This window comes from Pseudomonas sp. IT-P12 (assembly GCF_949767465.1).
GTDB lineage: Bacteria > Pseudomonadota > Gammaproteobacteria > Pseudomonadales > Pseudomonadaceae > Aquipseudomonas.
Genome location: NZ_CATKPY010000026.1, coordinates 54806 through 81703 on the forward strand (window position 1 = coordinate 54806; position 26898 = coordinate 81703).

Annotated in this window: 22 protein-coding genes; 4 read left to right on the forward strand and 18 right to left on the reverse strand. The window is 60.5% G+C overall.

The genetic code is table 11. The features are described from left to right. Positions 1-9 precede the first annotated feature (9 nt). From ACM6IM_RS25515 to rpsB, 17 genes are all read right to left on the reverse strand, one after another. Positions 10-957: an acetyl-CoA carboxylase carboxyltransferase subunit alpha gene (locus ACM6IM_RS25515; protein WP_414866639.1), complete on the reverse strand. Its 948-nt coding sequence runs from the start codon at positions 955-957 to the stop codon at positions 10-12. A 139-nt stretch (positions 958-1096) separates the two neighbouring features. After that, a complete protein-coding gene (dnaE, locus tag ACM6IM_RS25520; protein ID WP_414866640.1) occupies positions 1097-4618 on the reverse strand; it encodes a DNA polymerase III subunit alpha in 3522 nt (1173 codons plus the stop codon). Between the two features lie 154 nt (positions 4619-4772). Beyond that, the gene (gene rnhB, locus ACM6IM_RS25525) at positions 4773-5399 is read right to left on the reverse strand and encodes a ribonuclease HII (protein WP_201195515.1); all 627 of its coding nucleotides are present in this window, start codon (positions 5397-5399) and stop codon (positions 4773-4775) included. 11 nt (positions 5400-5410) lie between these two features. Next, on the reverse strand, positions 5411-6541 hold the full coding sequence (gene lpxB / locus ACM6IM_RS25530; RefSeq protein WP_192302512.1) for a lipid-A-disaccharide synthase: 1131 nt from the start codon (positions 6539-6541) through the stop codon (positions 5411-5413). A 2-nt stretch (positions 6542-6543) separates the two neighbouring features. Continuing rightward, entirely contained in the window at positions 6544-7320 is a 777-nt protein-coding gene (gene lpxA / locus ACM6IM_RS25535) for an acyl-ACP--UDP-N-acetylglucosamine O-acyltransferase (protein WP_414866641.1), read from the reverse strand. Next, positions 7317-7757 (reverse strand): 3-hydroxyacyl-ACP dehydratase FabZ, encoded by a 441-nt coding sequence (gene fabZ / locus ACM6IM_RS25540; protein WP_110966659.1) that lies wholly within the window; start codon positions 7755-7757, stop codon positions 7317-7319. Before fabZ ends, lpxA begins: the two co-directional genes overlap by 4 nt. A 108-nt stretch (positions 7758-7865) precedes the next feature. Further along, positions 7866-8921, reverse strand: coding sequence for a UDP-3-O-(3-hydroxymyristoyl)glucosamine N-acyltransferase (gene lpxD, locus ACM6IM_RS25545; protein WP_201195431.1), 1056 nt, complete (start codon positions 8919-8921; stop codon positions 7866-7868). A 2-nt stretch (positions 8922-8923) separates the two neighbouring features. Further along, a complete protein-coding gene (locus tag ACM6IM_RS25550) occupies positions 8924-9427 on the reverse strand; it encodes an OmpH family outer membrane protein (protein WP_008000031.1) in 504 nt (167 codons plus the stop codon). A gap of 44 nt (positions 9428-9471) precedes the next feature. Further along, entirely contained in the window at positions 9472-11847 is a 2376-nt protein-coding gene (gene bamA / locus ACM6IM_RS25555) for an outer membrane protein assembly factor BamA (protein ID WP_192302515.1), read from the reverse strand. Positions 11848-11921: 74 nt separating this feature from the next. Next, positions 11922-13274, reverse strand: coding sequence for a sigma E protease regulator RseP (gene rseP / locus ACM6IM_RS25560; protein ID WP_414866642.1), 1353 nt, complete (start codon positions 13272-13274; stop codon positions 11922-11924). Positions 13275-13315: 41 nt separating this feature from the next. Next, a complete protein-coding gene (gene ispC, locus ACM6IM_RS25565) occupies positions 13316-14506 on the reverse strand; it encodes a 1-deoxy-D-xylulose-5-phosphate reductoisomerase (RefSeq protein WP_192302517.1) in 1191 nt (396 codons plus the stop codon). Then, positions 14503-15309, reverse strand: coding sequence for a phosphatidate cytidylyltransferase (locus ACM6IM_RS25570; RefSeq protein WP_414866643.1), 807 nt, complete (start codon positions 15307-15309; stop codon positions 14503-14505). The genes ispC and ACM6IM_RS25570 overlap by 4 nt, the downstream gene beginning before the upstream one ends. Then, positions 15309-16064, reverse strand: a complete 756-nt coding sequence (gene uppS / locus ACM6IM_RS25575; protein WP_192302519.1) for a polyprenyl diphosphate synthase — start codon at positions 16062-16064, stop codon at positions 15309-15311. The genes ACM6IM_RS25570 and uppS overlap by 1 nt, the downstream gene beginning before the upstream one ends. Positions 16065-16077: 13 nt before the next feature. Further along, entirely contained in the window at positions 16078-16635 is a 558-nt protein-coding gene (gene frr, locus ACM6IM_RS25580; RefSeq protein WP_192302520.1) for a ribosome recycling factor, read from the reverse strand. Beyond that, the gene (gene pyrH / locus ACM6IM_RS25585; protein ID WP_192302521.1) at positions 16632-17375 is read right to left on the reverse strand and encodes a UMP kinase; all 744 of its coding nucleotides are present in this window, start codon (positions 17373-17375) and stop codon (positions 16632-16634) included. The genes frr and pyrH overlap by 4 nt, the downstream gene beginning before the upstream one ends. 208 nt (positions 17376-17583) lie before the next feature. Next, positions 17584-18447: a translation elongation factor Ts gene (tsf, locus tag ACM6IM_RS25590; RefSeq protein ID WP_192302522.1), complete on the reverse strand. Its 864-nt coding sequence runs from the start codon at positions 18445-18447 to the stop codon at positions 17584-17586. A 190-nt stretch (positions 18448-18637) separates the two neighbouring features. Then, on the reverse strand, positions 18638-19375 hold the full coding sequence (gene rpsB / locus ACM6IM_RS25595; protein WP_192302523.1) for a 30S ribosomal protein S2: 738 nt from the start codon (positions 19373-19375) through the stop codon (positions 18638-18640). Between the two features lie 373 nt (positions 19376-19748). On the opposite strand from rpsB, the gene map reads away from it, so the two are divergent. The 3 genes from map to dapC all read left to right on the forward strand — a co-directional run bounded on the left by map (position 19749) and on the right by dapC (position 24641). Further along, positions 19749-20531, forward strand: coding sequence for a type I methionyl aminopeptidase (gene map, locus ACM6IM_RS25600; RefSeq protein ID WP_192302524.1), 783 nt, complete (start codon positions 19749-19751; stop codon positions 20529-20531). A gap of 59 nt (positions 20532-20590) precedes the next feature. Beyond that, positions 20591-23293: a [protein-PII] uridylyltransferase gene (locus ACM6IM_RS25605; protein ID WP_414866644.1), complete on the forward strand. Its 2703-nt coding sequence runs from the start codon at positions 20591-20593 to the stop codon at positions 23291-23293. Between the two features lie 148 nt (positions 23294-23441). After that, on the forward strand, positions 23442-24641 hold the full coding sequence (gene dapC / locus ACM6IM_RS25610; protein WP_192302526.1) for a succinyldiaminopimelate transaminase: 1200 nt from the start codon (positions 23442-23444) through the stop codon (positions 24639-24641). Between the two features lie 48 nt (positions 24642-24689). Here the strand turns inward: dapC and ACM6IM_RS25615 are convergent, their stop codons facing one another. Further along, positions 24690-26321, reverse strand: coding sequence for a Na+/H+ antiporter (locus ACM6IM_RS25615; protein ID WP_201195419.1), 1632 nt, complete (start codon positions 26319-26321; stop codon positions 24690-24692). Between the two features lie 212 nt (positions 26322-26533). On the opposite strand from ACM6IM_RS25615, the gene ACM6IM_RS25620 reads away from it, so the two are divergent. Beyond that, complete coding sequence (locus ACM6IM_RS25620; RefSeq protein ID WP_225606816.1) at positions 26534-26896, forward strand: ArsC family reductase; 363 nt, start codon at positions 26534-26536, stop codon at positions 26894-26896. Positions 26897-26898 lie beyond the last annotated feature (2 nt).

The following is a 26898-nucleotide window of genomic DNA, read 5'->3' on the forward strand; positions in this document are numbered from 1 at the left end:
GAAGCCTGGTTACAGACCGTAACTCATCAGACGCTCGTAACGACGCGTCAGCAGCGCTTCGTTATCGAACTTCTTGAGCATCGCCAGTTGCGAGGTCAGTTCGGCACGGATCAGGGCAGCAGCGGCAGCAGGATCGCGGTGAGCGCCGCCCAGTGGCTCGCCAATGACCTTGTCAACGATACCCAGGCCTTTGAGGCGCTCGGCGGTGATGCCCATGGCTTCAGCGGCATCCGGTGCTTTTTCCGCGGTCTTCCACAGAATCGAAGCACAACCTTCCGGCGAAATCACCGCATAGGTCGAGTACTGCAACATGTTCAACTGGTCGCAGACGCCGATGGCCAGCGCACCACCGGAACCACCCTCACCGATCACGGTGGCAATGATTGGGGTTTTCAGACGGGACATGACGCGCAGGTTCCAGGCAATCGCTTCGCTCTGGTTGCGCTCTTCAGCGTCGATCCCGGGGTAAGCGCCCGGGGTGTCGATGAAGGTCAGGATCGGCATTTTGAAACGTTCGGCCATTTCCATCAGGCGGCACGCCTTGCGGTAGCCTTCCGGACGCGGCATGCCGAAGTTGCGGCGCACCTTCTCGCGCACTTCACGGCCTTTCTGGTGGCCGATGATCATCACCGGCTGGTTATCCAGACGGGCTACGCCGCCGACGATGGCGGCGTCGTCGGAGAAGTGACGGTCGCCGTGCAGCTCATCGAACTCGGTGAAGATGTGTTCGATGTAGTCCAGGGTGTATGGACGCTTCGGGTGACGCGCCAGACGCGCGATCTGCCAGCTGGTCAGCTTGCCGAAGATGTCTTCGGTCAAGGTTTTGCTCTTGTCCTGCAGGCGGGAGATCTCATCGCCGATATTCAGCGAATTGTCGTTACCGACCAAGCGCAACTCTTCGATCTTGGCTTGCAGGTCGGCGATCGGCTGTTCGAAATCTAGAAAATTCGGGTTCATAGGCGTCCGTCTTGGGTCGACCACCAAGAGAGCTTGGGCCGGCCGGTTGTCTATTCGCGCCCTACCTTAAGGGAGAGGCGCGTTCAGGTCGAGATTAAAAATTCAGGTCAAGGTCAGGGCAAACTGATGGCACTGGCCGTCAACGGTATTGGAGGAAGACGTTGTCTCGCCCGAACTGGTCACGCAGGGCTTGAATCAACGCGTCCGCCGGATCGATTCGCCAGCCTTCGCCGAACTGCAACAGCGCCTTCGCATCCGGGCTGGTGTACTCCATGGTGATCGGGCAAGCACCGCGGTGACGCTTGAACAGGTCACCCAACCAGCGTAGCTGATCGCCCTTGAGGTCCTGGGTCTGGACTTTCAGACGCAGGCTCTCGGCCAGGTTGGTGCGGGCATCTTCCATGCTCATCACCCGCTTGACCCGCAGCCGCAAGCCTCCGGAGAAGTCGTCGTTGCTGACTTCGCCCTCGACCACCACCATCGCGTCGGTCTGCAACAGCGCCTGGGCGGAGTGAAACGCATCGGCAAACAGCGACGCCTCAATGCGCCCCGAGCGGTCATCCAGGGTGATGAACCCCATCTTGTCGCCCTTTTTGTTCTTCATCACCCGCAGGGCGATGATCATGCCGGCAACGGTCTGGGTATCGCGTGCCGGCTTCAGGTCGATGATGCGCTGGCGGGCGAAACGGCGGATCTCGCCTTCGTACTCATCGATCGGGTGCCCGGTCAGGTACAGGCCCAGCGTGTCCTTCTCGCCTTTGAGCCGCTCCTTGAGGGTCAGTTCCTTGGCCTTGCGATGATTGGCGTAGACGTCGGCATCTTCTTCGACGAACACACCGCCAAACAGGTCCGCATGGCCGCTGTCGTGGGTCCGGGCGGTTTGTTCCGCGGCCTTGATCGCCTCTTCCATGGCCGCCAGCAGGACGGCCCGGTTACGATCGATGTTGGCTTGGTAGGCTTTGGGTTCGTCGTGGAAATACGGCCCCAAGCGATCCAGCGCGCCGCTGCGGATCAAGCCGTCAAGGGTACGTTTATTGATGCGCTTGAGGTCGACACGGGCGCAGAAATCGAAGAGGTCCTTGAACGGGCCGTCCACCCGCGCCTCGGTGATCGCCTCGACAGGGCCCTCGCCCACCCCCTTGATCGCGCCCAGGCCATAGATGATCCGGCCCTCGTCATTCACCGTGAACTTAAACTCCGACGCATTCACGTCCGGCGCATCGAGGCGCAACTTCATGCTGCGCACTTCTTCGATCAAGGTCACGACCTTGTCGGTGTTGTGCATATCCGCCGAGAGGACCGCCGCCATGAATGGCGCCGGGTGGTGCGTCTTCAGCCACGCGGTCTGGTACGACACCAGGCCATAAGCGGCGGAGTGGGATTTGTTGAAGCCGTAACCGGCGAATTTTTCCACCAGGTCGAAGATGTTACCGGCCAGGTCGGGATCGATGTTGTTGGTGGCGCAACCTTCAATGAAACCACCGCGTTGCTTGGCCATTTCCTCGGGTTTTTTCTTACCCATGGCGCGGCGCAGCATGTCCGCACCGCCCAGGGTGTAGCCAGCCATGACCTGGGCGATCTGCATCACCTGTTCCTGATACAGGATGATGCCGTAGGTCGGCGCCAATACCGGCTTGAGGCCTTCGTACTGGTAGTCCGAGTGCGGGTAGGCCAACTCGGCGCGCCCGTGCTTGCGGTTGATGAAGTCGTCCACCATGCCCGATTGCAGCGGGCCGGGACGGAACAGCGCCACCAGAGCGATGAGGTCTTCCAGGCAGTCGGGCTTGAGCTTCTTGATCAGCTCCTTCATGCCCCGGGATTCAAGCTGGAACACCGCGGTGGTTTCGGCTTTCTGCAGCAGCTCGTAGGTTTTCTTGTCATCCAGCGGGATGAAATCGATGTTCAGGTCATCCAGGCCTTTCTTGGCCTGCTCGCGGTTGATGGTTTCCATCGCCCACTTGATGATGGTCAGGGTTCGCAGGCCGAGGAAGTCGAACTTCACCAGGCCGGCAGCCTCGACGTCATCCTTGTCGAACTGGGTCACCAGGCCGCCGCCCTCTTCATCACAGGCGATCGGCGAGAAGTCGGTGAGCTTGGTCGGTGCGATGACCACACCACCGGCGTGCTTGCCGGTACCACGGCACACGCCCTCGAGCTTGAGCGCCATGTCCCAGATTTCCTTGGCGTCCTCATCGACCTTGAGGAAATCGCGCAGGATTTCTTCCTGCTCGTAGGCCTTCTCCAGGGTCATGCCGACTTCAAAGGGAATCATCTTCGACAGGCGATCGGCCAGGCCGTAGGACTTGCCCTGCACCCGCGCCACGTCGCGCACCACCGCCTTGGCGGCCATGGTGCCGAAGGTGATGATCTGGCTTACGGCGTCTCGGCCGTAGGCATCGGCCACGTACTCGATCACCCGGTCGCGACCGTCCATGCAGAAGTCGACGTCGAAGTCGGGCATGGAAACCCGTTCCGGGTTGAGGAAACGTTCGAACAGCAGGTCATAGGCCAGCGGATCGAGGTCGGTGATCTTCAGTACATAGGCCACCAGCGAGCCGGCACCCGACCCCCGGCCCGGGCCAACCGGCACGCCGTTGTTCTTGGCCCACTTGATGAAGTCCATCACGATCAGGAAGTAACCGGGGAACCCCATCTGGATGATGATATCCAGCTCGAACTTCAGGCGATCGAGGTAGACCTGGCGCTTCTCTTCGTAATTGGGGGTGGTGTCTTTGGGCCACAACACCGCCAGCCGCTCTTCAAGGCCTTCGTGGGAAACGTGACGCAGGTAGTCGTCGATCCCCATGCCATTGGGGGTCGGAAAGTCCGGCAGGAAGTGTTTGCCCAGCTTCACGTCGATATTGCAGCGCTTGGCAATCTCGACGGTATTTTCCAGCGCCTCGGGAATGTCGCTGAACAGCTCGGCCATTTCCTCGGCGCTTTTGAGGTATTGCTGGTCGCTGTAGTTCTTCGAGCGCCGGGGGTCGTCGAGCGCACGCCCCTCGCCGATGCAGACACGGGTTTCGTGCGCTTCGAAGTCGCCCTGCTTGATGAAGCGCACGTCGTTGGTCGCCACCAGAGGCGCGCCGAGCTTGTCGGCCAGGGCCACGGCACCGTGCACATGCTCTTCATCGTTAGGACGATTGGTGCGCTGGATTTCCAGATAGAACCGGTCCTCGAACACCGCCATCCACTCGCGCGCCAGCGTTTCGGCTTCGTCCGGGTTACCGCCGAGCATGGCCAGGCCAATCTCACCCTCTTTCGCCGCCGACAGCATGATCAGGCCTTCATTGGCTTCGGCCACCCACTCGCGTTCGATGATGACCGAACCGTTGCGCTGGCCATGGAGAAAGCCACGGGAGATCAGCTCGGTCAGATTGCGATAGCCTTTGGGATTCATCACCAGCAGGCTGATCCGGCTCAGCGGTCCATCCGAATCCTTGTTCGACAGCCACAGGTCGGCGCCGCAGATCGGCTTGATCCCGGCACCCATGGCGTTTTTATAGAATTTGACCAGGGAACACATGTTGTTCTGGTCGGTCACCGCGACGGCAGGCATGCCCATGCCGACCAGGGTCTTGACCAGCGGCTTGATCCGCACCAGACCATCGACCAGGGAAAATTCAGTGTGCAGGCGTAGATGAACGAATGAAGCCGGCATAGTGATCCTGTCTGTAAACGTAAAACAACAAGGCGCGGATTGTACCGTAATGAGGTTGGCCAGAGGTGGTGGGTTGGTTTGGCTGGTTTGGCAATGGGATGGGGTGAATATCCGTTACCGCAGCAACGGCTAATCACGCCAAACGCAAACGCAACTAAACCTCAACCAAGCCCACGCGCGCCTCATACGCCAACCGCACCGGCGCAAACGAGCGACGGTGAATCGGCGTAGGCCCCAGGCGGGCCAGCGCTTCCAGATGAACGGGGGTGGGGTAGCCCTTGTGGCCACCGATGCCGTACCCGGGGTATATCAGCTCGAACGCCGCCATTTCACGGTCGCGGCTGACCTTGGCCAGGATCGACGCTGCCGCAATAGCGGGCACCTTGGCATCCCCCTGCACCACCGCTTCGGCGCGCATGGGCAGTCTGGGGCAGCGGTTGCCGTCGATCATCGCCAGTTTTGGCTGAATGTGCAGGCCTTCGACCGCGCGCTGCATGGCCAGCATGGTGGCGTGGAGAATGTTCAACTCGTCGATCTCTTCGACCTCGGCGCGGGCAATGCACCAGCTCAAGGCCTTCTCGCAGATCTCGTCGAAGAGTTTTTCGCGGCGCGCTTCGGTGAGTTTCTTCGAATCGTTCAGGCCCAGGATCGGGCGATTCGGATCAAGAATCACCGCTGCCGTGACCACGGCACCGCAGAGCGGGCCGCGACCGACTTCGTCGACACCGGCCACCAGGTCTTCGACTTCAGCGACCAGGGTGAAATCCAGGCCCATTTGCATGCTTGTCTTGCTCATTGTCCCTGACCGATCAGCTTCAGCACTGCATCCGCAGCCTGGTTGGAGGCATCCAGACGCAACGTCCGGTGAATCTGGTCAAAACCGCGCGTCTGTTCTTCGCCACCTTCGATCAGCGGCGACAGTGTCTGGGCCAGCGCTTCGACCGTCGCATCGTCCTGCAGCAACTCCGGCACCAGCAGGCGCTGGGCCAGCAGGTTCGGCAACGAGACGTAGGGGCTCTTGACCATGCGTTTGAGAATCCAGAACGTAAGGGGCGCCAGACGATAGGCGACGACCATCGGCCGTTTGTACAACAACGCTTCCAGGGTAGCTGTTCCGGAGGCTATCAGCACCGCGTCACAGGCCGCCAGTGCCAGATGGGACTTGCCGTCGAGCAGGGTCAGGGGCAAATCGCGGCCGACCAGCAACTCTTCAAGCTGTCGGCGACGCTCCGGACTGGCACACGGCATTACGAACCGAACCCCCGGACGCATGGCGCGCAGGCGCTGGGCGGTGTCGAGGAACAAGGCGCCCAGGCGCCCCACTTCACCGCCGCGACTGCCCGGCATCAGCGCAACCAAGGGGCCATCAGGCAAACCCAGTTCGGCCCGTGCTGCGGCGCGATCGGCTTCCAGCGGGATCGCATCGGCCAGTGAATGCCCGACAAACCGCACCGGCACGCCCTTCTCTTCATAGAACTTCGCTTCGAAGGGGAACAGCGTCAGCATCAGGTCGCAGCCTTCGCGAATCTTCAGCACCCGCTTCTGTCGCCACGCCCAGACCGACGGGCTGACGTAATGCACGGTCTTGATCCCGGCCTGGCGCAGCTTGAGTTCGATATTGAGGTTGAAGTCCGGCGCATCGATCCCGATGAACACATCGGGCTTGGCGGCGATCAGGTCGGCAATCAGTTGCTTGCGGCGCTTGAGCAGCTCGCGCAGCCGGCCGAGCACTTCGACCAGGCCCATGACCGACAGGCGCTCCATCGGAAAGTACGAAGCCAGGCCTTCGGCCTGCATCAGCGGACCGCCGACACCGATGAACTCGACCGCCGGGTGTTGGGCCTTGAGCGCACGCATGAGACCGGCGCCCAGAATGTCGCCGGAAGCCTCACCGGCCACCAGCGCAATACGCAGATTAGCCATGGTTAACGGGTGATGCCGCGGGTCGAAGACTGGATCGAATCGCGGAACACGGCGACTTCCGGAAACTGCGTCGAAGGCTCGGCCAGTTCGGCAAGCGCCTGCTCGACCGTCAGGCCCTGGCGGTACACCACCTTGTAGGCGCGACGCAGGGCATGAATGGCGTCTTCGCTGAAACCACGACGGCGCATGCCTTCAAAGTTCATGCTGCGCGCTTCAGCCGGGTTGCCGAACACCGTGACGTAAGCTGGAACGTCCTTGCCGATGGCGGTGCCCATGCCGGAAAAGCTGTGGGCACCGATATGGCAGTACTGGTGAACCAGGGTGAAGCCGGACAGGATCGCCCAGTCTTCGACGTGCACATGGCCGGCCAGTGCGGTGTTGTTGACCAGGATGCAGTGATTGCCGATGACGCTGTCGTGGCCGATGTGGGCATAGGCCATGATCAGGTTGTGATCGCCCAGGGTGGTTTCCGAACGGTCCTGGATGGTCCCGCGGTGAATGGTCACGCCTTCGCGAATGACATTGTGGTCACCGATCACCAGGCGGGTTTCCTCGCCCTTGTATTTCAGATCGGGTGTGTCTTCACCCACCGACGAAAACTGGTAGATGCGATTGTGCTTACCGATTCGGGTTGGGCCCTTGAGAATCACATGCGGCCCGATCACTGTCCCCTCGCCGATTTCCACACCTGCGCCGATGATCGACCAAGGGCCAACCTCGACGCCGTCGGCCAGGACGGCCGTCGGATCGATGATTGCACGAGGGTCAATCAAACTCATAGCTTGCGTTCCGCGCAGATGATTTCAGCGGAGCAGACCGGCTTGCCATCGACCGAAGCCTGGCATTCGAACTTCCAGATCTGGCGCTTGCAGCTGATGAACTTGGCTTCGAGGATCAACTGATCACCCGGCAACACAGGCTGGCGGAAACGCAGTTTGTCGGAGCCAACGAAGTAGTAGAGGGTGCCATCGGCCGGTTTCACGTCGAGCATCTTGAAACCCAGGATCCCGGCCGCCTGCGCCATCGCCTCGATGATCAGCACGCCCGGCATGATTGGATGCGCCGGGAAGTGGCCATTGAAGAATGGTTCGTTGATGCTGACATTCTTGTAGGCGCGAATGCGCTTCTCTTCCACATCCAGATCCACGACCCGGTCCACCAGCAGGAACGGGTAACGGTGAGGCAGGTATTCGCGAATCTCGTTGATGTCCATCATATCGGGGGGAAGCCTATGTAAAGATTGGGAACGCGCGATCGACGCGCATTCCTCTAGCAAATCAAGGAGGCAGTCTAGCGGCCGGACACACTTGATGTGGAAAGGGTATCAGCCATCTGATGAAGCATTACCGTCAGGGGTCACGTCCCCTGTACGCTTTTCCAGTTGTCGCAGCCGGCGCGCGATGTCATCGAGCTGACGGATACGTGCCGCGCTTTTGCGCCATTCGGCAGCCGGTTGCATGGCCGTACCGGAAGAATAGGAGCCCGGCTCGGTAATCGAGTGGGTCACCATGGTCATCCCGGTGATGAAAACCTTGTCGCAAATTTCGATATGCCCAACCAGGCCTACACCGCCGGCGAGCATGCAATGCTTGCCGATCTTGGTGCTGCCCGAAATACCCACGCACGCCGCCATGGCGGTGTGATCGCCGATCTGCACGTTGTGGGCAATCTGAATCTGATTGTCGAGCTTGACGCCATTACCGATGAGCGTATCGGCCAGCGCGCCGCGGTCGATGGCGGTATTCACGCCAATCTCCACATCGTCGCCCACCAGAACGCCACCAATCTGGGCGATTTTCTGCCAGATGCCCTTTTCGTTGGCGAAACCGAAACCTTCGCCCCCCAGCACCGCGCCCGACTGGATCACCACGCGCTTGCCGATGCGCACGTCATGATAAAGGGTGACTTTCGGAGCCAGCCAGCCGCCCTCGCCCACTTCGCTGCGCGCACCGATGAAGCAATGCGCGCCAATGCTCACGCCGGCACCAATGCGCGCTGCGCTTTCGATCACGGCGAAGGCACCTATGCTTGCCGTCGGATCGACCACCGCATCCGCTGCCACGACCGCTGTCGGGTGAATACCGGCAACTGCCTTGGGCTTGGGATCGAACAGATGGGAAATACGGGCATAAGCCAGGTAAGGGTCGGGCACGACCAGCGCATCGCCGGCAAAACCTTCTGCATCAGCGGCCTTCAGCAACAGCGCTGCGGCCCGGCTGCCAGCCAGGTATTTACGGTATTGGGGATTTGCCAGAAAGCTCAACTGAGCTGGGCCAGCCTCTTGCAAAGTGGCTAGCCCAGTAATTTCCTTCTCTGCGTCGCCACGCAGGGTGGCGCCGAGGAACTCGGCCAACTGGCCGAGTTTTATGGTCGCTGTCATGATTACTTCAGCTGATTCATGCGCTCGATAACCTGGCGAGTGATGTCATATTGAGGTTTGACATCGATCACTGCGCCACGCTCGAAGACCAGGTCATAAGCACCTTTCTTGATAACCTCTTCCACAGCGCTGTCCAGTTTCGGCTTGAGCTGCTTCAGCATTTCACGGTCAGCAACGGCTTTGGCTTCGTTCAGTTCCTTGGACTGGAACTGGAAGTCGCGGGCTTTCTGCTTGAACTCGAGCTCCAGGCGCTCACGCTCGCCCTGCTGCATCTTGTCACCGCCCGCCATCAGGCGGTCCTGGATGCCCTTGGCGCTGCTTTCCAGCGTCTTGAGCTTGGTCAGTTGCGGACCAAACTTCTTCTCGGCATCCACGGCATATTTCTTGGCCGCATCGGATTCCAGCAGCGCCATCTGATAGTTCAGAACAGCGATTTTCATGTCGGCAAAAGCCGGACCTGCTACCAGTACGGAAGCCAGTAGAACCAGTTGAGTCAACTTACGCACGATGCACTCCTACAAATCCGTTGTCGTTATCTAGGGTCAGACGCTTAGAACGTCTGGCCGAGGGAGAATTGGAACACTTGAGTTTCAGCTTCATCCGGTTTCTTGATCGGCATGGCCAACGCAAAACTCAATGGACCCAGTGCAGTGACCCAGGTCACCCCCACACCGACAGAGCTGGCCATGTTGCTCAAGCTGATGTCGTTGCACTTGGTATTGGACGACGTACCGTTGGCGTTGGTGGTGTCCTTGCACTGCGAGTCGAAAACGTTACCCACGTCCCAGAATACCGAGGTACGCAGGGAACGTTGATCCTTGACGAACGGCAGAGGGAACAGCACCTCCACACCGCCCTGGATCAGGACGTTACCACCGAACGGCAGCGGATCCTGGTCCGGGTCAAGCGCCGTGCCCGGGTTATTGCCCCGGCTCGGCGTACTGCGAGGACCCAGGGTGCTGTCCTTGAAGCCACGAACCGAGTTGAAACCACCAGCATAGTAGTTTTCATAGAACGGCAAGCCATCGGTCGAACCGTAACCGTCGCCATAACCCAGTTCGGTGTGCAGGCGCATGGTGTAGTTTTCGGTCAGCGGCTGGAACAGCTGGCCGCGGTAGTCGAGTTTGAAGAACGACAGGTCGCTGCCAGGCGTCGTGCTTTCCAGCACCAGGCTTTGGGAGTGACCACGGGTCGCCAGCACACCCTTGTTCAGGGTCGATTCGGACCAGCCGGCCGACGCCTTGAAGTTCAGGTAGTTGTCGCCTTCCTTGTTAACGAAATCGAAGATCTCGTCAACGGTGTACAGGCCGGTCTTGATCTTGTCCTGTTGCACGGTCAGGCCGAAGGTCAGGCGCGACGTTTCGCTGATCGGGTAACCCACGCTTGCGCCTGCACCCAGGCTGTCAACCGCATAGCTGGCCACGTCGACGTCGAGGTCTTTGTAGTCAGTGGTGCGATAGAACGCGTTGTAGCCCAGGCTGACGCCGTCTGCAGTCCAGTAGGGGTCGACATAACCGAAGTTATAGCGGCTCTGGTATTCACTGCGGGTCAAGCCGATGCTGACCTTGTTACCCGTACCCAGGAAGTTGTTCTGGGTGATCGAACCACCGAGGATCAGACCCGCGCTCTGGGCAAAACCCACACTGGCGGTGATCGAACCGGAAGCCTGCTCTTCAACGCTGTAGTTCACATCGACCTGGTCATCGACACCTGGAACAGCCGGCGTCTCGACGTTGACTTCCTTGAAGAAGCCCAGGCGTTCAAGACGGGTCTTGGACTGGTCGATCAGGTAGGTCGAAGCCCAGCCACCTTCCATCTGGCGCATTTCACGACGCAGCACTTCGTCTTCGGACTTGGTGTTGCCACGGAAGTTGATGCGGTTGACGTAGGCGCGCTTGCCCGGATCGACGGCGAAGGTGATGTCGACGGTGTGATCGTCATCGTGAGGCTGAGGCACGCCGTTGACGTTGGCGAAGGTGTAGCCCTCGTTACCCAGGCGGCGGGTGATCAGCTCGGACGTGGTGGTCATCAGCTTGCGCGAGAACACCTGGCCTTTCTGCACCAGCAACAACGACTTGACCTGGTCCTCAGGCACCTTCAGGTCACCGCTCAGCTTGACGTCGCGAACGGTGTATTTCTCGCCTTCGGTGACGTTGACAGTGATGTAGACGTGCTTCTTGTCCGGGGTGATGGACACCTGGGTCGAGGCGATATCCATGTTGATATAGCCGCGGTCCAGGTAATAGGAACGCAGGCGCTCCAGGTCACCGGAGAGTTTTTCACGGGCGTACTTGTCATCGTTCTTGAAGAACGACAGCCAGTTGGTGGTCTTGAGCTCGAACAGGTCGATCAGGTCTTCATCGGGGAAGACTGTATTACCCACCACGTTGATGTGCTGGATAGCGGCCACGGTGCCTTCGTTGATGTTGACCTTGAGGCCGACGCGGTTACGCGGCTGCGGCACCACTTCGGTGTCGACGGTCGCCGAATAGCGGCCCTGGGCGACATATTGACGCTGCAGCTCGTTGCGCACGCCTTCAAGGGTGGCACGCTGGAAGATCTCGCCTTCGGCCAGGCCGGATTGCTTCAGGCCTTTCATCAGGTCTTCAGTGGAAATCGCCTTGTTGCCTTCGATTTCGATACTGGCGACCGACGGGCGCTCGACGACCGTGATGACCAGGACGTTGCCATCGCGACCCAGCTGGATATCTTGAAAGAACCCGGTTTTGAACAGCGCACGAGTGGATTCCACCAGGCGACGATCATCCGCCTGTTCACCGACGTTCAGCGGCAACGCACCAAAGACGCTACCCGCGGAGACCCGCTGGAGGCCATTGACGCGAATATCAGAGATGGTGAAGGACTCGGCGTGAACTTCGGCGATCATCAATACGGAGAGAACCGCAGTTAGCAGCAGACGTTTCATGAAGTCCTTTCTTATTCCAACTGGCAATAAACAAACTGCCGCAAAATGCGGCAGATTCGCAATTCAGCGAAGTGTTACAGACGACCCAAATCATTGACCAGAGCGAGCAACATCACCCCGACCACCAAACTGATGCCGATCTGTATCCCCCAACCCTGCACCCGATCCGACAAGGGACGACCACGCGCCCACTCGATCAGATAGAACAGCAAATGCCCCCCATCCAGTACAGGAATGGGCAACAAATTCAGAACCCCCAGGCTAATACTCAGATAAGCAAGGAAATTCAGGAAATCAGCGACGCCCGACTGGGCAGAAGCGCCCGCCACTTTAGCAATGGTTATCGGTCCACTCAAGTTTTTTACCGAGAGCTCGCCGAACAACATTTTCTTGAGCGAATCGAGAGTCAGGATGCTCATGGTCCAGGTGCGTCGAGCACCCTCGCCGATCGCAGCCAAAGGCCCGAAGCTGACTTCGCGGACCATTTCCGGCGGCCAGTCCACGGCTTTCACCCCGGCGCCCAGGTAGCCACTCGGTGCCTTGCTCTCGCCGCGAGCCGCCAAGGTCACAGGGACGTCGATTTGAGCACCATCGCGCTCGACGCGCAGCAGGATTTTGGTATCCGGATGCATACGAACGGTATCGACCACCTGCTGCCAGTCATCGACCGCCTTGCCATCCAGCGCCAGCAGACGATCGCCGGTTTTCAGGCCGGACGCCTGCGCCGGGCCTTTCGGGTCGATTTCGGCCAATACTGGAGGAAGCGCTGGACGCCAGGGGCGGATGCCCAGCGAGCGAATAGGGTCCGGCTCGTCGGCCCCCTTGAGCCAACTGTCCAGGGCCAGTTCACGTGGCGAATCCGCCGTTGAACCCGGCTCACGGACCAGCATCTGCAGCGAACCGCTCTCACCGAGACGACGTACCAGCTGCAGGTTCACCGCCCCCCAGCCCGAGGTCGGCTCGCCATCGATGGCAACGATCTCCTGACCCGCGCTCAAGCCAGCCTTGGCGGCAATGCTGCCGGACTCGACGGCGCCAATGACCGGACGCACCTGCTCGCTGCCCAGCATCGCGAGCACCCAGAAAAAAACCAGGGCCAGCAGAAAGTTGGCAATGGGCCCGGCGGAAACGATGGCAATACGCTGACGGACGGATTTGCGATTGAAGGATTGATCGAGCTGATCGACGGGCACCTCGCCTTCGCGCTCGTCGAGCATCTTGACGTACCCACCCAGCGGGATCGCGGCCACGACGAACTCGGTACCCTGTTTGTCGTGCCAGCGCAGCAACGGCATGCCGAAGCCAACGGAGAAACGCAGCACCTTGACCCCACAGCGACGCGCGACCCAGAAATGGCCGAACTCGTGGAAGGTGACCAGCACGCCCAGGGCTACCAGGGTGCCGACAATCATATAGAGCGCGCTCATCTATTTTCTCCGCAATCCTATCCAGTGCCGCCAGGCGACACTCACCGCCCGTGACGACTCAACCACTGGCTGGCCAGAACCCGCGCTTTCGCGTCGGCCGTGAACACCGCCTCGAGATCATCCACCGCAACCACCGGTTCGAGATTCAACACTTCCTCGATGATACTCGCGATTTCCAGATAGCGAACCCGCCCGTCGAGAAACGCCGCCACCGCCACTTCATTGGCGGCATTCAGCATGGCCGGCGCACTGTTGCCAGCCTCGGCCGCCTGACGCGCCAGGCGCAGGCAAGGGAAACGATCCTCGTCGGGCGCTTCGAAGTCCAGACGCGCTACGGCGAACAGGTCCAGCGGCGCAACACCTGAATCGATGCGTTCCGGCCACGCCAGGGCGTTGGCGATCGGCGTGCGCATGTCAGGGTTGCCCAACTGGGCCAGCACCGAACCATCGACATAGTCGACCAGCGAATGAATCACGCTCTGCGGGTGAATCACCACTTCGACCTGGGATGGTCTGGCATCGAACAGCCAGCAGGCCTCAATCAGTTCGAGCCCCTTGTTCATCATGCTCGCCGAGTCCACCGAGATCTTGCGCCCCATCGACCAGGTCGGGTGGGCACAGGCCTGATCGGGAGACACATCGGACAATTGCGCCAAGGGTGTCTGCCGGAACGGCCCACCGGAAGCGGTCAGCAAAATCCGCCGCACCCCAACTTGCCCCAGGCCACGGGAAAAATCCTGTGGCATGCATTGAAAAATCGCGTTGTGCTCGCTATCGATCGGCAGCAGCACCGACCCGCTTTTACGCACGGCATGCATGAACAGCGCGCCGGACATGACCAGCGCTTCCTTGTTGGCCAGGAGGATCTTCTTGCCCGCCTCCACCGCCGCCAGGGTCGGTCGCAGGCCCGCCGCACCGACGATGGCCGCCATCACCGTATCGACTTCAGGATCGGAAGCGACCTGGCACAGGCCCTCCTCCCCCACCAGCACCCGCGTGGCCAGCCCCGCCGCACGCAGGCTCTCCTGCAGGACCTGGGCGGCATTCTGCTCCGGCACCACGGCAAACCGCGGGGCATGACGGACGCACAGCGCCTGCAGCTCGCTCAGCCGGGCGAAGCCGCTCAAGGCAAACACCTGATAACGCTCGGGATGACGGGCAATAACGTCCAGCGTGCTCAGGCCGATCGAGCCGGTCGCACCCAGGACAGTGATTTGCTGAGGGCTGCTCATGGCGCGGTCATCCACAACAGTACGGCGAAGACAGGGATCGCAGCCGTCAGGCTGTCGATGCGATCGAGCACGCCGCCGTGACCCGGCAGCAGATTGCTGCTGTCCTTGATCCCGGACTGGCGCTTGAACATGCTTTCAGTGAGATCACCCACCACCGAGATAAAGACAATGACAGCGGCACCGACCAGACCGATCAGCACCTGGGCGAAGCTCCAGTCACGCGCGAAACCGACGACGGCGGTGATCACCAGGCTCAACGCCAGACCACCGTACACGCCCTCCCAGCTCTTGCCAGGGCTGACCTGAGGGGCGAGCTTGCGCTTGCCGAAGGCGCGGCCGGAAAAATAGGCGCCGATGTCGGCTCCCCAGACCAGCACCATCACCGCCATGATCAACCAGTTGCCCAGGGGCTCCTGTTTGATCTGGACCAGACCTTGCCAGGCCGGCAACAGGATCAGCAGGCCGATCACCAGCTTGCAGGCGGCACTGGACCAATGCTCGCTGGAGCGCGGGTAAGTCAGCACCAGGTAGGTTGCCACGCCCCACCACAGCACCGAAGCGCCCAGCACCCAGGGCGCCAACCCCGGCAGGATGTACATCACAAACAGCATCAACGCGACCACCGCCGCGTAGCCGACGCGCATCGATTGAGCGGTGAAACCCGCCAGACGCGCCCATTCCCAGGCACCCAGCGTCACGACCAGCCCGATGAACAGCGCAAAGCCGGAGCCCTGGAGCAGGAAAAACCCGCACAGGGCGATCGGCAGCAGGATCAGCGCGGTGATGATTCGTTGTTTAAGCATTAAACCCGGGCCCCAGCCTCGACCTGCTCGCTCGTTTTACCGAAGCGACGCTGGCGAGAAGCGAAATCGGCCAGCGCGTTGCGCATGGCGTCGTGTTTGAAGTCCGGCCAGAACAGGTCGGAGAAGTACAACTCGGCATAAGCCAGCTGCCACAGCAGGAAGTTGCTGATGCGATGCTCGCCGCCGGTGCGGATGCACAGGTCCGGCAACGGCAGGTCACCGGTCGCCAGGCAGGTTTGCAGCAACTGCGGCGTGATGTCCTCCGGACGCAGGTGACCGGCCTGGACTTCCCGTGCCAGACGCTGCGCCGCCTGGGCGATATCCCACTGGCCGCCGTAGTTGGCGGCGATCTGCAGGACAAAGCGATTGGCGCCCGCCGTCATGGCCTCAGCCTCGCGCATGGCTGCCTGAAGCTCCGGATGAAAGCGCGAGCGGTCGCCAATGATGCGCAGGCTGATGTTGTTGTCGTTCAGGCGCTTGGCCTCGCGACGCAAGGCCTTGAAAAACAGGTCCATCAACGCGCTGACTTCATCGGCCGGGCGCTGCCAGTTCTCACTGGAGAACGCGAACAGGGTCAATACCTCGACCTTGGCCTCGGCACACACCTCAATCACCGCGCGAACGGCATCCACCCCCGCCTTATGCCCGGCGACACCCGGCATAAAGCGTTTTTTCGCCCAGCGATTATTACCATCCATGATGATCGCGACATGGCGCGGCACCGTGGGCGGCGCAACCTGCTTGTTCTTTTCCATGAAAAAGCGACCCTTAGACGGCCATCAGGTCTTTTTCTTTCTGCGCCAGATTGGCGTCGATGATAGCCACGTGCTTTTTGGTCAGTTCGTCGATCTCGCCAATGGCGCGACGCTCTTCGTCTTCACTGATTTCCTTTTCCTTGACCAGATCCTTGAGCTGGCTGTTCGCGTCGCGACGGATGTTGCGCACCGCCACACGGGCGTCTTCGGCCACATCGCGAGCCTGCTTGGTGAAGCCTTTGCGGGTTTCCTCGGTCAGGGCCGGCATGGAAATCAGCAGCAACTCGCCCAGGTTGGTCGGGTTGAGGTTCAGGCCTGCGCTACCGATGGCCTTGTCCACAGCACCGAGCATGTTGCGCTCAAAGGCGACGACCTGCAGGGTCCGGGCGTCCTTGACGGTGATGTTCGCCACTTGTTTGATCGGGGTGTCGGCGCCGTAGTAAGGCACCATCACACCTTCCAGAATGCTCGGGTGCGCCTGGCCGGTACGGATGCGACCGAAGTTGTGGGCCAGGGACTCGACCGATTTCTGCATGCGCTCTTGAGCGTCTTTCTTGATTTCGTTGATCATTGTTGAACTTCCTCGATCAGGGTGCCTTCGGCGCCGCCATGCACGATATTCAGCAGGGCGCCGGGTTTGTTCATGTTAAATACGCGCAACGGCATGTTGTGGTCGCGGCACAGGCAAATAGCCGTCAGATCCATCACGCCCAGCTTGCGATCCAGTACTTCATCGTAGGTCAGATGATCGAACTTCTCGGCATGCGGGTCCTTGAATGGATCGGCAGTGTAGACGCCATCGACCTTGGTCGCCTTCAACACCACATCAGCATCGATTTCAATCGCGCGCAGGCAAGCCGCAGAATCCGTGGTGAAGAACGGATTGCCGGTACCGGCCGCGAAAATCACGACTTCCTTGGAATTGAGGTGACGCATGGCTTTGCGACGGTCGTAATGATCGGTCACACCCACCATTGAAATGGCCGACATCACGATGGCCGAGATATTGGCACGTTCCAGCGCGTCGCGCATGGCCAGGGCGTTCATCACAGTGGCCAGCATGCCCATGTGGTCACCCGTGACCCGGTCCATGCCCGCTGCGCTCAGTGCAGCGCCACGGAACAGGTTGCCACCACCGATCACCAGACCGACCTGAACGCCGATGCCGACCAGTTGGCCGACTTCCAGCGCCATGCGATCCAGAACTTTCGGATCGATCCCGAACTCTTCCGAGCCCATCAGGGCCTCGCCGCTAAGCTTGAGTAGAATGCGTTTATAGCGAGCCTGATAACCACTGCCCTGCTGAGCCATTGCGAATCTCTCCTGCGGCGTATTGAAAATTCTTTGCGAGCTGTTTACAGCTGGCTGTTTACTCTTGTTGGCGCTGCTTCAGCGCCATCGGAACATGGCTTTGTAAGCCAGTTCCAAAGGGAAACCAATTAAAATTTGGCTCCCCATCTGAAAAGAGGCTGCGCGCGTGAGCGGGCAGCCTCTTCTGGGCGACAGTTGAAAAACCGTCTTACTGCTTGGCAGCAGCCAGTTGTGCGGCAACTTCTTCAGCGAAGTTGTCGACTGGCTTCTCGATGCCTTCGCCAACCTTGAAGTAGGTGAAGGAAACGATTTCAGCGCCGGCTTTCTTGGCCAGAGCGCCGACGGTGATTTCAGGGTTCATCACGAAGGCTTGCTCAACCAGGCTGGCTTCGGCCAGGAACTTGGTGATACGACCAGCGATCATCTTCTCGACGATTTCAGCTGGCTTGCCTTTCATCTTGTCTTCGTTCAGTTGCAGGAAGACACCCTTCTCGCGCTCGATGGCTTCTGGCGAAACCTGCGAAGGCAGCAGGAACTCAGGGTTGCTTGCCGCCACGTGCATGGCGATTTCCTTGGCCAGCTGGACGTCGCCGCCCTTCAGGACAACAGCAACACCGATCTTGTTACCGTGCAGGTAGGTACCAACCACGTCGCCTTCAACGCGAACCAGGCGACGGATGTTGACGTTTTCGCCAACTTTGGCCACCAGGGCTTCACGGGCCGATTCCTGAGCGGCGATCAGCGGAGCTGCGTCGGTCAGTTTGTCAGCGAAGGCTTTTTCCACGCTGGCAGCAACGAAGTTCTTGAAGTCGTCTTGCAGGGCCAGGAAGTCGGTCTGCGAGTTGACTTCCAGCAGCACGGCTGCCTTGTCGTCAGCCTTGATGGCGATAGCGCCTTCAGCGGCAACGTTGCCGGCCTTTTTAGCAGCCTTGATGGCGCCCGAAGCGCGCATGTCATCAATGGCTTTTTCGATGTCGCCGCCAGCCTTTTCCAAGGCCTTCTTGCAATCCATCATGCCTTCGCCGGTACGTTCGCGCAGTTCTTTAACCAGCGCCGCAGTAATTGCTGCCATTTCAAATTCCTCTTGGATAGGTTTTCAACCATTCCACCCGATCGAACGGGCGTTCAATTCGTCCCGAACCACCGCTGTCAGCTGCCACACGTTACCAATAAGGCAGCGGGCGCCGACAAACGGTTTTCGAGGTGGCAAAAAGGGGGCCAAGCCCCCTTTTTGCTTACTGAGTCAACGCCAGGGGCGTCAATTACTCAGCTGCAGCTGCCGGAGCTTCTTCAACGAAAACTTCGGTGCCGCCGGAAACGTTGTTGCGACCACGGATAACAGCGTCAGCCATCGAACCCATGTACAGCTGGATGGCGCGAATGGCGTCATCGTTGCCTGGGATGATGTAGTCAACGCCTTCCGGGCTGCTGTTGGTATCGACTACGCCGATAACCGGGATGCCCAGCTTGTTGGCTTCGGTGATCGCGATGCGCTCGTGATCAACGTCGATAACGAACAGAGCGTCTGGCAGACCGCCCATGTCCTTGATACCGCCCAGCGAACGATCCAGCTTCTCAAGATCGCGAGTGCGCATCAGCGCTTCTTTCTTGGTCAGCTTGGCGAAGGTACCGTCTTCGGCTTGCACTTCAAGGTCACGCAGACGCTTGATGGAAGCACGGATGGTTTTGAAGTTGGTCAGCATGCCGCCCAACCAGCGGTGATCGACGTACGGCGAACCGCAACGTGCTGCTTCTTCAGCAACGATCTTGCCAGCGGAACGCTTGGTGCCGACGAACAGAATCTTGTTTTTGCCCTGGGCCAGGCGCTCTACGAACGTCAGAGCGTCGTTGAACATTGGCAGGGTTTTTTCAAGGTTGATGATGTGGATCTTGTTACGCGCGCCGAAAATGTATTTACCCATTTTCGGGTTCCAGTAACGGGTCTGGTGACCGAAGTGCACACCGGCCTTCAGCATATCGCGCATGTTGACTTGGGACATGATAGTTCCTTAATAAGTCGGGTTTGGCCTCCACGTATCCCAATGACCAACCAGCAGCATCAGCTGAAGGCACCCAGGTCATCGTGTCGACACGTGTGTGGATTTAAGCCTTTCGGGGTATCCCCGGAAAGCGGCGCATTTTATATCACAAGGCTTGCAAAAACGGAACCCGGATTGTTGATTCCTGGTGCACACCCTCTCGCAGGCCCTTGGAAACGCACGGGAATGCGCCTATCTATAGAGAGAAGCGATGCACAGACGCTCAGGTTTGCGCTGATGGTCTGTTAGAATCGCGTTTTTCAGGGCGGCGAAGTTCCATCGCACACTGCCCATTCCGTGTTAGCAAGCGCCATCGAGCGCAGAGAGAGCCTGTATGACCGTCACCCTCAAAACCCCGGAGGACATCGCCAAAATGCGTGTCGCCGGCAAACTGGCCGCCGATGTGCTGGAAATGATTGCTGAACATGTCAAGCCGGGCGTGACCACCGAAGAGCTGGACCGCATCTGCCACGACTACATCGTCAATGTGCAGCAAGCCATTCCTGCCCCGCTCAACTACAAGGGCTACCCGAAGTCGATCTGCACGTCGATCAACCATGTGGTCTGCCACGGCATTCCCAACGAGAAGCCGCTGAAGGATGGCGACACGCTGAACATCGACGTGACCGTCATCAAGGACGGCTACCACGGCGATACCAGCCGCATGTTCCACGTCGGCACCGTGCCGGTGTGGGCCGAGCGCCTGTCGCAAGTCACCCAGGAATGCATGTACAAGGCCATCGAGATCGTCAAGCCCGGCTGCCGCCTGGGCGACATCGGTGAAATCATCCAGAAGCACGCGGAAAAGAACGGCTTCTCGGTGGTCCGCGAGTTCTGCGGCCACGGCATTGGCAAGGTGTTCCACGAAGAGCCGCAGATCCTGCACTACGGCCGTGCCGGCACCGGCATGGAACTGCAAGCCGGCATGACCTTCACCATCGAGCCGATGATCAACCAGGGCAAGGCCGACACCAAGGTGCTGGGCGATGGCTGGACCGCGATCACCAAGGACCGCAAGCTGTCGGCGCAGTGGGAGCACACCCTGGTGGTGACCGAAACAGGCTACGAGATCTTCACCTTGCGCAGCGATGACACCATCCCGCGCGTCTCGGCCTGATCCGAACTGCATTGCTCCCATGCTCAATAGACAGCCTTTATAGAAAGGAAAGCCAATCGATGCCGCAGGTGGACCCCGAACTCTTCGACCGTGGCCAGTTCCAGGCTGAACTGGCCTTGAAGGCCAGCCCCATCGCGGCATTCAAGAAGGCCATCCGCCAGGCCCGCGAGGTGCTCGACGGGCGCTTTCGCGCAGGCCGGGAGATTCGCCGGCTGATCGAGGATCGTGCCTGGTTCGTCGACAACATCCTGCAAAAGGCCTGGGAGCAGTTCGACTGGAGCGAAGACGCTGATATCGCGCTGGTCGCAGTGGGCGGCTACGGGCGCGGCGAGTTGCACCCTTACTCGGACATCGACCTGCTGATCCTGCTGGACAGCGCCGACCACGAAGTTTTCCGCGATTCCATCGAGCGCTTCCTGACCCTGTTGTGGGACATCGGCCTGGAAGTCGGCCAGAGCGTGCGCTCCGTCGACGAATGCGCCGTGGAGGCCCGCGCCGACCTGACGGTCATCACCAACCTGATGGAAAGCCGCACGATTGCCGGCCCTGAACGCTTGCGCCAGCGCATGCTGGATGTCACCAGCACCGCGCACATGTGGCCAAGCAAGGAGTTTTTCCTGGCCAAGCGGGCCGAGCAGAAGGCCCGCCACCACAAGTACAACGACACCGAGTACAACCTGGAGCCCAACGTCAAAGGTTCACCGGGCGGGCTGCGGGACATCCAGACCATCCTGTGGGTGGCCCGTCGCCAATACGGCACCCTGAACCTGCGGGCACTGGCCGGCGAAGGTTTCCTGGTGGAAAGCGAAAACGCCTTGCTGGCCTCTTCCCAGGAGTTCCTCTGGAAAGTGCGTTACGCGTTGCACATGCTCGCCGGCCGCGCCGAAGATCGCCTGCTGTTCGATCACCAGCGCGCCATTGCCAAGCTGTTGGGGTTCGAAGGCGACGACGCCAAACAGGCCGTCGAAAACTTCATGCAGCAGTATTACCGGGTGGTGATGAGCATCGCCCAGCTCAGCGACCTGATCATCCAGCACTTCGAGGAAGTGATTCTCGCCCCGGAAGACGAGGCACCGCCACAACCGATCAATTCGCGTTTCCAGCTGCATGACGGCTACATCGAGGCACGCAACGACAACGTGTTCCGGCGCACGCCGTTCGCCATGCTGGAAATCTTCGTGTTGATGGCCCAGCAGCCCGAAATCAAGGGCGTGCGCGCCGACACCATTCGCCTGCTGCGGGAAAACCGTCACCTGATCGACGATGATTTTCGCCACGATATTCGCAACACCAGCCTGTTCATCGAGCTGTTCAAGTGCAAGATCGGGATCCACCGCAACCTGCGGCGGATGAACCGTTACGGCATTCTCGGGCGCTACCTGCCGGAGTTCGGCTTTATCGTCGGGCAGATGCAGCACGACCTGTTCCACATCTATACGGTCGACGCGCACACCCTGAACCTGATCAAACACCTGCGCAAGTTGCAGTACACCCAGGTGTCGGAGAAATTCCCGCTGGCCAGCAAGCTCATGGGCAAGCTGCCCAAGCCCGAGCTGATCTACCTCGCCGGCCTGTACCACGACATCGGCAAGGGCCGGCACGGCGATCACTCGGAGATCGGCGCGGTGGATGCCGAGGTCTTTTGCCAGCGCCACCAACTGCCGGTCTGGGACAGCCGCCTGATCGTCTGGCTGGTGCAAAATCACCTGGTGATGTCGACCACCGCCCAGCGCAAGGACTTGTCCGATCCGCAGGTGATCCACGACTTTGCCCAGATCGTCGGTGATGAAACCCATCTGGACTACCTGTACGTGCTGACCGTCGCCGACATCAACGCCACCAACCCGACGCTGTGGAACTCCTGGCGCGCCAGTCTGTTGCGCCAGCTCTACACCGAGACCAAACGCGCCTTGCGTCGCGGCCTGGAAAACCCGGTGGACCGCGAGGAGCAGATTCGCCAGACCCAGAGCGCCGCCCTGGACATCCTGGTACGCGGCGGCACCGATCCGGACGATGTCGAGCAGTTGTGGGCGCAGTTGGGTGACGACTATTTCCTGCGCCACACGGCGGGCGACGTTGCCTGGCACACCGATGCGATCCTGCAACAGCCGGCCGACGGCGGTCCGCTGGTGCTGATCAAGGAAACCACCCAGCGCGAGTTCGAGGGCGGTACGCAGATCTTCATCTATGCGCCGGACCAGCACGACTTCTTCGCCGTGACCGTGGCCGCGATGGACCAGTTGAACCTGAACATCCACGATGCCCGGGTCATCACCTCGACCAGCCAGTTCACCCTCGACACCTACATCGTGCTCGACACCGACGGCGACTCGATCGGCGACAATCCGGCGCGGGTCAAACAGATCCGCGACGGTTTGACCGAAGCCCTGCGCAACCCGGACGACTACCCGACGATCATCCAGCGGCGGGTGCCGCGCCAGCTCAAGCATTTCGCCTTCGCGCCCCAGGTGACGATCCACAACGATGCCCAACGACCGGTCACGGTGCTGGAACTCAGCGCGCCGGATCGCCCAGGCCTGCTGGCCCGGATCGGCACGATTTTCCTCGAATTCGATCTGTCGCTGCAGAACGCCAAGATTGCGACCCTGGGCGAACGGGTCGAAGACGTCTTCTTCATCACCGACGCCCACAATCAGCCGCTGTCCGATCCGTTGCTGTGCAGCCGCCTGCAGGACGCGATCGTCGAGCAACTGAGCGTCAATCAGGAACCCGATATCAAACTGTCGCGCATCAGCATCTGAATCAATAAAAGCCCTCCCCTCTCTGTAGGAGCGAGCTTGCTCGCGAAGGTGGCCCAGACGACACGGGTGATCTGATACCCCGCGTCATCGTTGACGACCATCGCGAGCAAGCTCGCTCCTACGGAGGAGGGACCGAACGAGAAATACCATGAACAACGCCTTGTCCCAGTTGCAACCCTACCCGTTCGAGAAACTCCGCGCCCTGCTCGGCAGCGTCACGCCCAACCCGGACAAGCGCCCGATCGCCCTGTCCATCGGCGAGCCGAAGCACCGTTCGCCGAGCTTCGTCGCCGAAGCCCTGGCCAGCAACCTGGAAAAAATGGCGGTGTACCCGACCACCCTCGGCATCCCGGAGTTGCGCGAAGCCATCGCTGCCTGGTGCGAGCGCCGCTTCAACGTTCCCGGCGGCTGGCTCGACCCCGCACGCAACGTGCTGCCGGTCAACGGCACCCGTGAGGCGTTGTTCGCCTTCACCCAGACCGTGGTCAATCGTGGCGACGACGCGCTGGTGGTCAGTCCGAACCCGTTCTATCAGATCTACGAAGGGGCTGCGTTTCTCGCCGGGGCCAAGCCGCATTACCTGCCGTGCCTGGACGAGAACGGCTTCAACCCGGATTTCGACGCGGTATCCCCGGACATCTGGAAGCGCTGCCAGATCCTGTTCCTGTGCTCGCCGGGCAACCCGACCGGCGCACTGATCCCGATCGACACCCTGAAGAAACTGATCGCCTTGGCCGACGAACATGATTTTGTGATTGCCGCGGACGAGTGCTACAGCGAGCTGTATTTCGACGAACAAACCCCGCCGCCGGGCCTGCTCAGCGCCTGCGCGGAACTGGGTCGCCAGGACTTCAAGCGTTGCGTGGTGTTCCACAGCCTGTCCAAGCGCTCCAACCTGCCAGGCCTGCGCTCCGGCTTTGTCGCGGGCGACGCCGAAGTGCTCAAGGGCTTCCTGCTGTATCGCACCTACCACGGCTGCGCGATGCCGGTTCAAACGCAACTGGCCAGCGTTGCTGCCTGGAATGACGAAGTGCATGTGCGCGCCAACCGTGCGCTGTACCGCGAGAAGTTCGACGCCGTGCTGGCAATCCTCAGCCCGGTGCTGGACGTGCAGCGTCCGGACGGCAGCTTCTACCTGTGGCCGAACGTCGCCGGTGACGACGCAGCCTTCTGCCGCGATTTGTTCGAACAGGAGCACGTCACCGTCGTGCCGGGTTCCTATCTGTCGCGGGACGTCGATGGCGTCAATCCGGGGGCCGGTCGCGTGCGCATGGCCCTGGTTGCGCCGCTGGCCGAGTGCGTCGAGGCCGCTGAACGCATTCGCGACTTCATTCAGCGTCGCCAGTAACGCGCGCCCGGCCCTGCAGGAGCGAGCTTGCTCCTGCAGGGGTGGCGGTCATCTCACCTGACCCAGCTTGGCCTCACTCAGGTCCAGCTCCGCCAGTACCTCGCGCAACACGTCATCGCCGATCTGGTGGTGACGGCTCAGCCGATACAACTCCAGGCGTTGCGCCCGCAACGCATTCAAGCGCAGGCGCCGCTCCAGCAAGTCCATCTGAAACGCCAGCGCCTGGGCTTCCGCCGAATCGTTGAACACCTCCAGTTGATGCCGATACTCGGACATGATCCGCGCCTTCAATTCAGCGGCCAACGCCGCCTCCGCCGCGTCCTGGGGCTTGGCTTCCTCAGCCTCGAGCGCATGAATCGCCGCTTCGGCGGTTTTGCGCCAGGCGTCACGCACTTCGTTGCGACGCTGGTCATCCGGGCTCTTCTCGATGCCGCGCAGCAACAAGGGCAAGGCAATGCAGGCTGCGATCAATGACAGCAGGATGACCCCCGCCGCGATGAAGATCAGCAGGTCGCGTTCGGGAAATGCCGCGCCCGCCATCAACATCGGCACCGACAACACACCCGCCAGCGTCACCGCCCCGCGCACACCACCGACCGTCAGCAACCAGCACGAACGCGCGGTCGGTACGCTGACCATTTCGCCCTTGCCCCGCCAGCGCCGCAGCCAGCCCGACAAGCGCCAGATGCTCTGCACCCAGACAAACCGCAATACCAGCAGCACCAGGAAAATGGCGATAACGTCGAAGCACCGATAGAGAAGGGTCGGCCACACCGAGGCTTCGTTGCTGACCACGGCTTTGATGATGTCCGGCAGTTGCAGGCCGAGCAGCAGGAAAATCAGGCCGTTGAAGGCGAATTCAAGCAACGACCAGACGCTGCGGTTGAGCAATCGGGTGCTGGTCTGGCGCGGCAGCAGGTCAAGCCAGCTCTGCATCATCCCCGCCGCCACGGCCGACAGAATGCCCGATGCGCCCAGTCGTTCGGCCACTACATAAGCGGCAAACGGCAGGAGCAGCATGAACACCACGTGAGTCGCCGGATCATCCCAGCCACGTGCGATCATCCACGAGCGCAGGCGGCCGACCAACCAGCTCAGCGCCACCCCGACGGCGAGACCGCCGACGGCCACCAGCACGAACGTGACACTGGCGTCGGTCAGCGAAAACACCCCCGTCAGCGCCGCCGCCAGGGCGAACTTGAACGTCACCAGGCCCGAGGCATCGTTCATCAACGCCTCGCCCTGCAGCATATGCATCAACGGCGTCGGCAAGCGGCTCTGGGCAATCGCCGACACGGCCACGGCATCCGTCGGCGACAACACCGCCGCCAGGGCAAAGGCAACCGGCAGCGGAATCGTCGGCAACAGCCAATGAATGAAGTAACCGGCGCCCACCACGGTAAACAGCACCAGGCCAACGGCCAGGGTCAGGATCGGCCCGCGCAGACGCCAGAATTCACGCTTGGGCATGCGCCAGCCGTCGGAGAACAGCAACGGTGGCAGGAACAGGAAAAGAAACAATTCCGGGTCCAGCGCCACATGCAACCCCAGGGTCGGCCATGCCAACAGGGCGCCAGCGGCAATCTGCACCAGCGGCAGGGGCAACGGAATCACCCGTCCGACCAGGCGGGAGACGCTGACCAGCATTAACAGGATCAGGACGGTGTAAGCGGTTTGCATAAAGCGGGATTCCTGGACAATCGACAGCATTGAAGTGCCATATTAGCGGCTTAGACTAAGGTCTGACCGTTACACCAATGTCGCAGGTTATCGCGTGAACACACCCTGAACGGTGGGAGCGCAGGCAAATCCACCTGAACCGCCGCGAAACCGTCCGGTCATGGCATAATCCTTCACCTTTTTTCTCCAGCACCTGTAAAGGGGGCAATTCCTTGACCGTTTCAAGTAAAACGTTGCACCTTTTCGGCATCAAGGCCTGCGACACCATGAAAAAGGCGCGCACCTGGCTCGATGAACACGCTGTCAGCTATGACTTTCATGATTACAAGACGGCCGGAATCGACCGTGAACACCTGAGCCAATGGTGTGATGAGCACGGCTGGCAAGTGGTGTTGAACCGTGCAGGCACGACCTTTCGCAAGCTCGACGACGAACGCAAAGCCGATCTCGACCAGTCGAAAGCCATCGAACTGATGCTCGCTCAACCCTCGATGATCAAGCGCCCGGTGCTCGATCTCGGTGACCGAACCCTGATTGGCTTCAAGCCAGATATCTACGCGGCAGCGCTCAAGTAAGC

Excerpts from the sequence above, each read along its gene's own strand:
- ACM6IM_RS25615 (WP_201195419.1), bottom strand. The coding sequence starts at position 26,321 with ATGCAAACCGCTTACACCGTCCTGATCCTGTTAATGCTGGTCAGCGTC.
- ACM6IM_RS25515 (WP_414866639.1), bottom strand. The coding sequence starts at position 957 with ATGAACCCGAATTTTCTAGATTTCGAACAGCCGATCGCCGACCTGCAA.
- rseP (WP_414866642.1), bottom strand. The coding sequence starts at position 13,274 with ATGAGCGCGCTCTATATGATTGTCGGCACCCTGGTAGCCCTGGGCGTG.
- map (WP_192302524.1), top strand. The coding sequence starts at position 19,749 with ATGACCGTCACCCTCAAAACCCCGGAGGACATCGCCAAAATGCGTGTC.
- fabZ (WP_110966659.1), bottom strand. The coding sequence starts at position 7,757 with ATGATGGACATCAACGAGATTCGCGAATACCTGCCTCACCGTTACCCG.
- ispC (WP_192302517.1), bottom strand. The coding sequence starts at position 14,506 with ATGAGCAGCCCTCAGCAAATCACTGTCCTGGGTGCGACCGGCTCGATC.
- ACM6IM_RS25570 (WP_414866643.1), bottom strand. The coding sequence starts at position 15,309 with ATGCTTAAACAACGAATCATCACCGCGCTGATCCTGCTGCCGATCGCC.
- pyrH (WP_192302521.1), bottom strand. The coding sequence starts at position 17,375 with ATGGCTCAGCAGGGCAGTGGTTATCAGGCTCGCTATAAACGCATTCTA.
- bamA (WP_192302515.1), bottom strand. The coding sequence starts at position 11,847 with ATGAAACGTCTGCTGCTAACTGCGGTTCTCTCCGTATTGATGATCGCC.
- lpxD (WP_201195431.1), bottom strand. The coding sequence starts at position 8,921 with ATGACAGCGACCATAAAACTCGGCCAGTTGGCCGAGTTCCTCGGCGCC.
- lpxA (WP_414866641.1), bottom strand. The coding sequence starts at position 7,320 with ATGAGTTTGATTGACCCTCGTGCAATCATCGATCCGACGGCCGTCCTG.
- dnaE (WP_414866640.1), bottom strand. The coding sequence starts at position 4,618 with ATGCCGGCTTCATTCGTTCATCTACGCCTGCACACTGAATTTTCCCTG.
- tsf (WP_192302522.1), bottom strand. The coding sequence starts at position 18,447 with ATGGCAGCAATTACTGCGGCGCTGGTTAAAGAACTGCGCGAACGTACC.
- rpsB (WP_192302523.1), bottom strand. The coding sequence starts at position 19,375 with ATGTCCCAAGTCAACATGCGCGATATGCTGAAGGCCGGTGTGCACTTC.
- dapC (WP_192302526.1), top strand. The coding sequence starts at position 23,442 with ATGAACAACGCCTTGTCCCAGTTGCAACCCTACCCGTTCGAGAAACTC.
- rnhB (WP_201195515.1), bottom strand. The coding sequence starts at position 5,399 with ATGCAAATGGGCCTGGATTTCACCCTGGTCGCTGAAGTCGAAGACCTG.
- lpxB (WP_192302512.1), bottom strand. The coding sequence starts at position 6,541 with ATGGCTAATCTGCGTATTGCGCTGGTGGCCGGTGAGGCTTCCGGCGAC.
- uppS (WP_192302519.1), bottom strand. The coding sequence starts at position 16,064 with ATGGAAAAGAACAAGCAGGTTGCGCCGCCCACGGTGCCGCGCCATGTC.
- ACM6IM_RS25605 (WP_414866644.1), top strand. The coding sequence starts at position 20,591 with ATGCCGCAGGTGGACCCCGAACTCTTCGACCGTGGCCAGTTCCAGGCT.
- frr (WP_192302520.1), bottom strand. The coding sequence starts at position 16,635 with ATGATCAACGAAATCAAGAAAGACGCTCAAGAGCGCATGCAGAAATCG.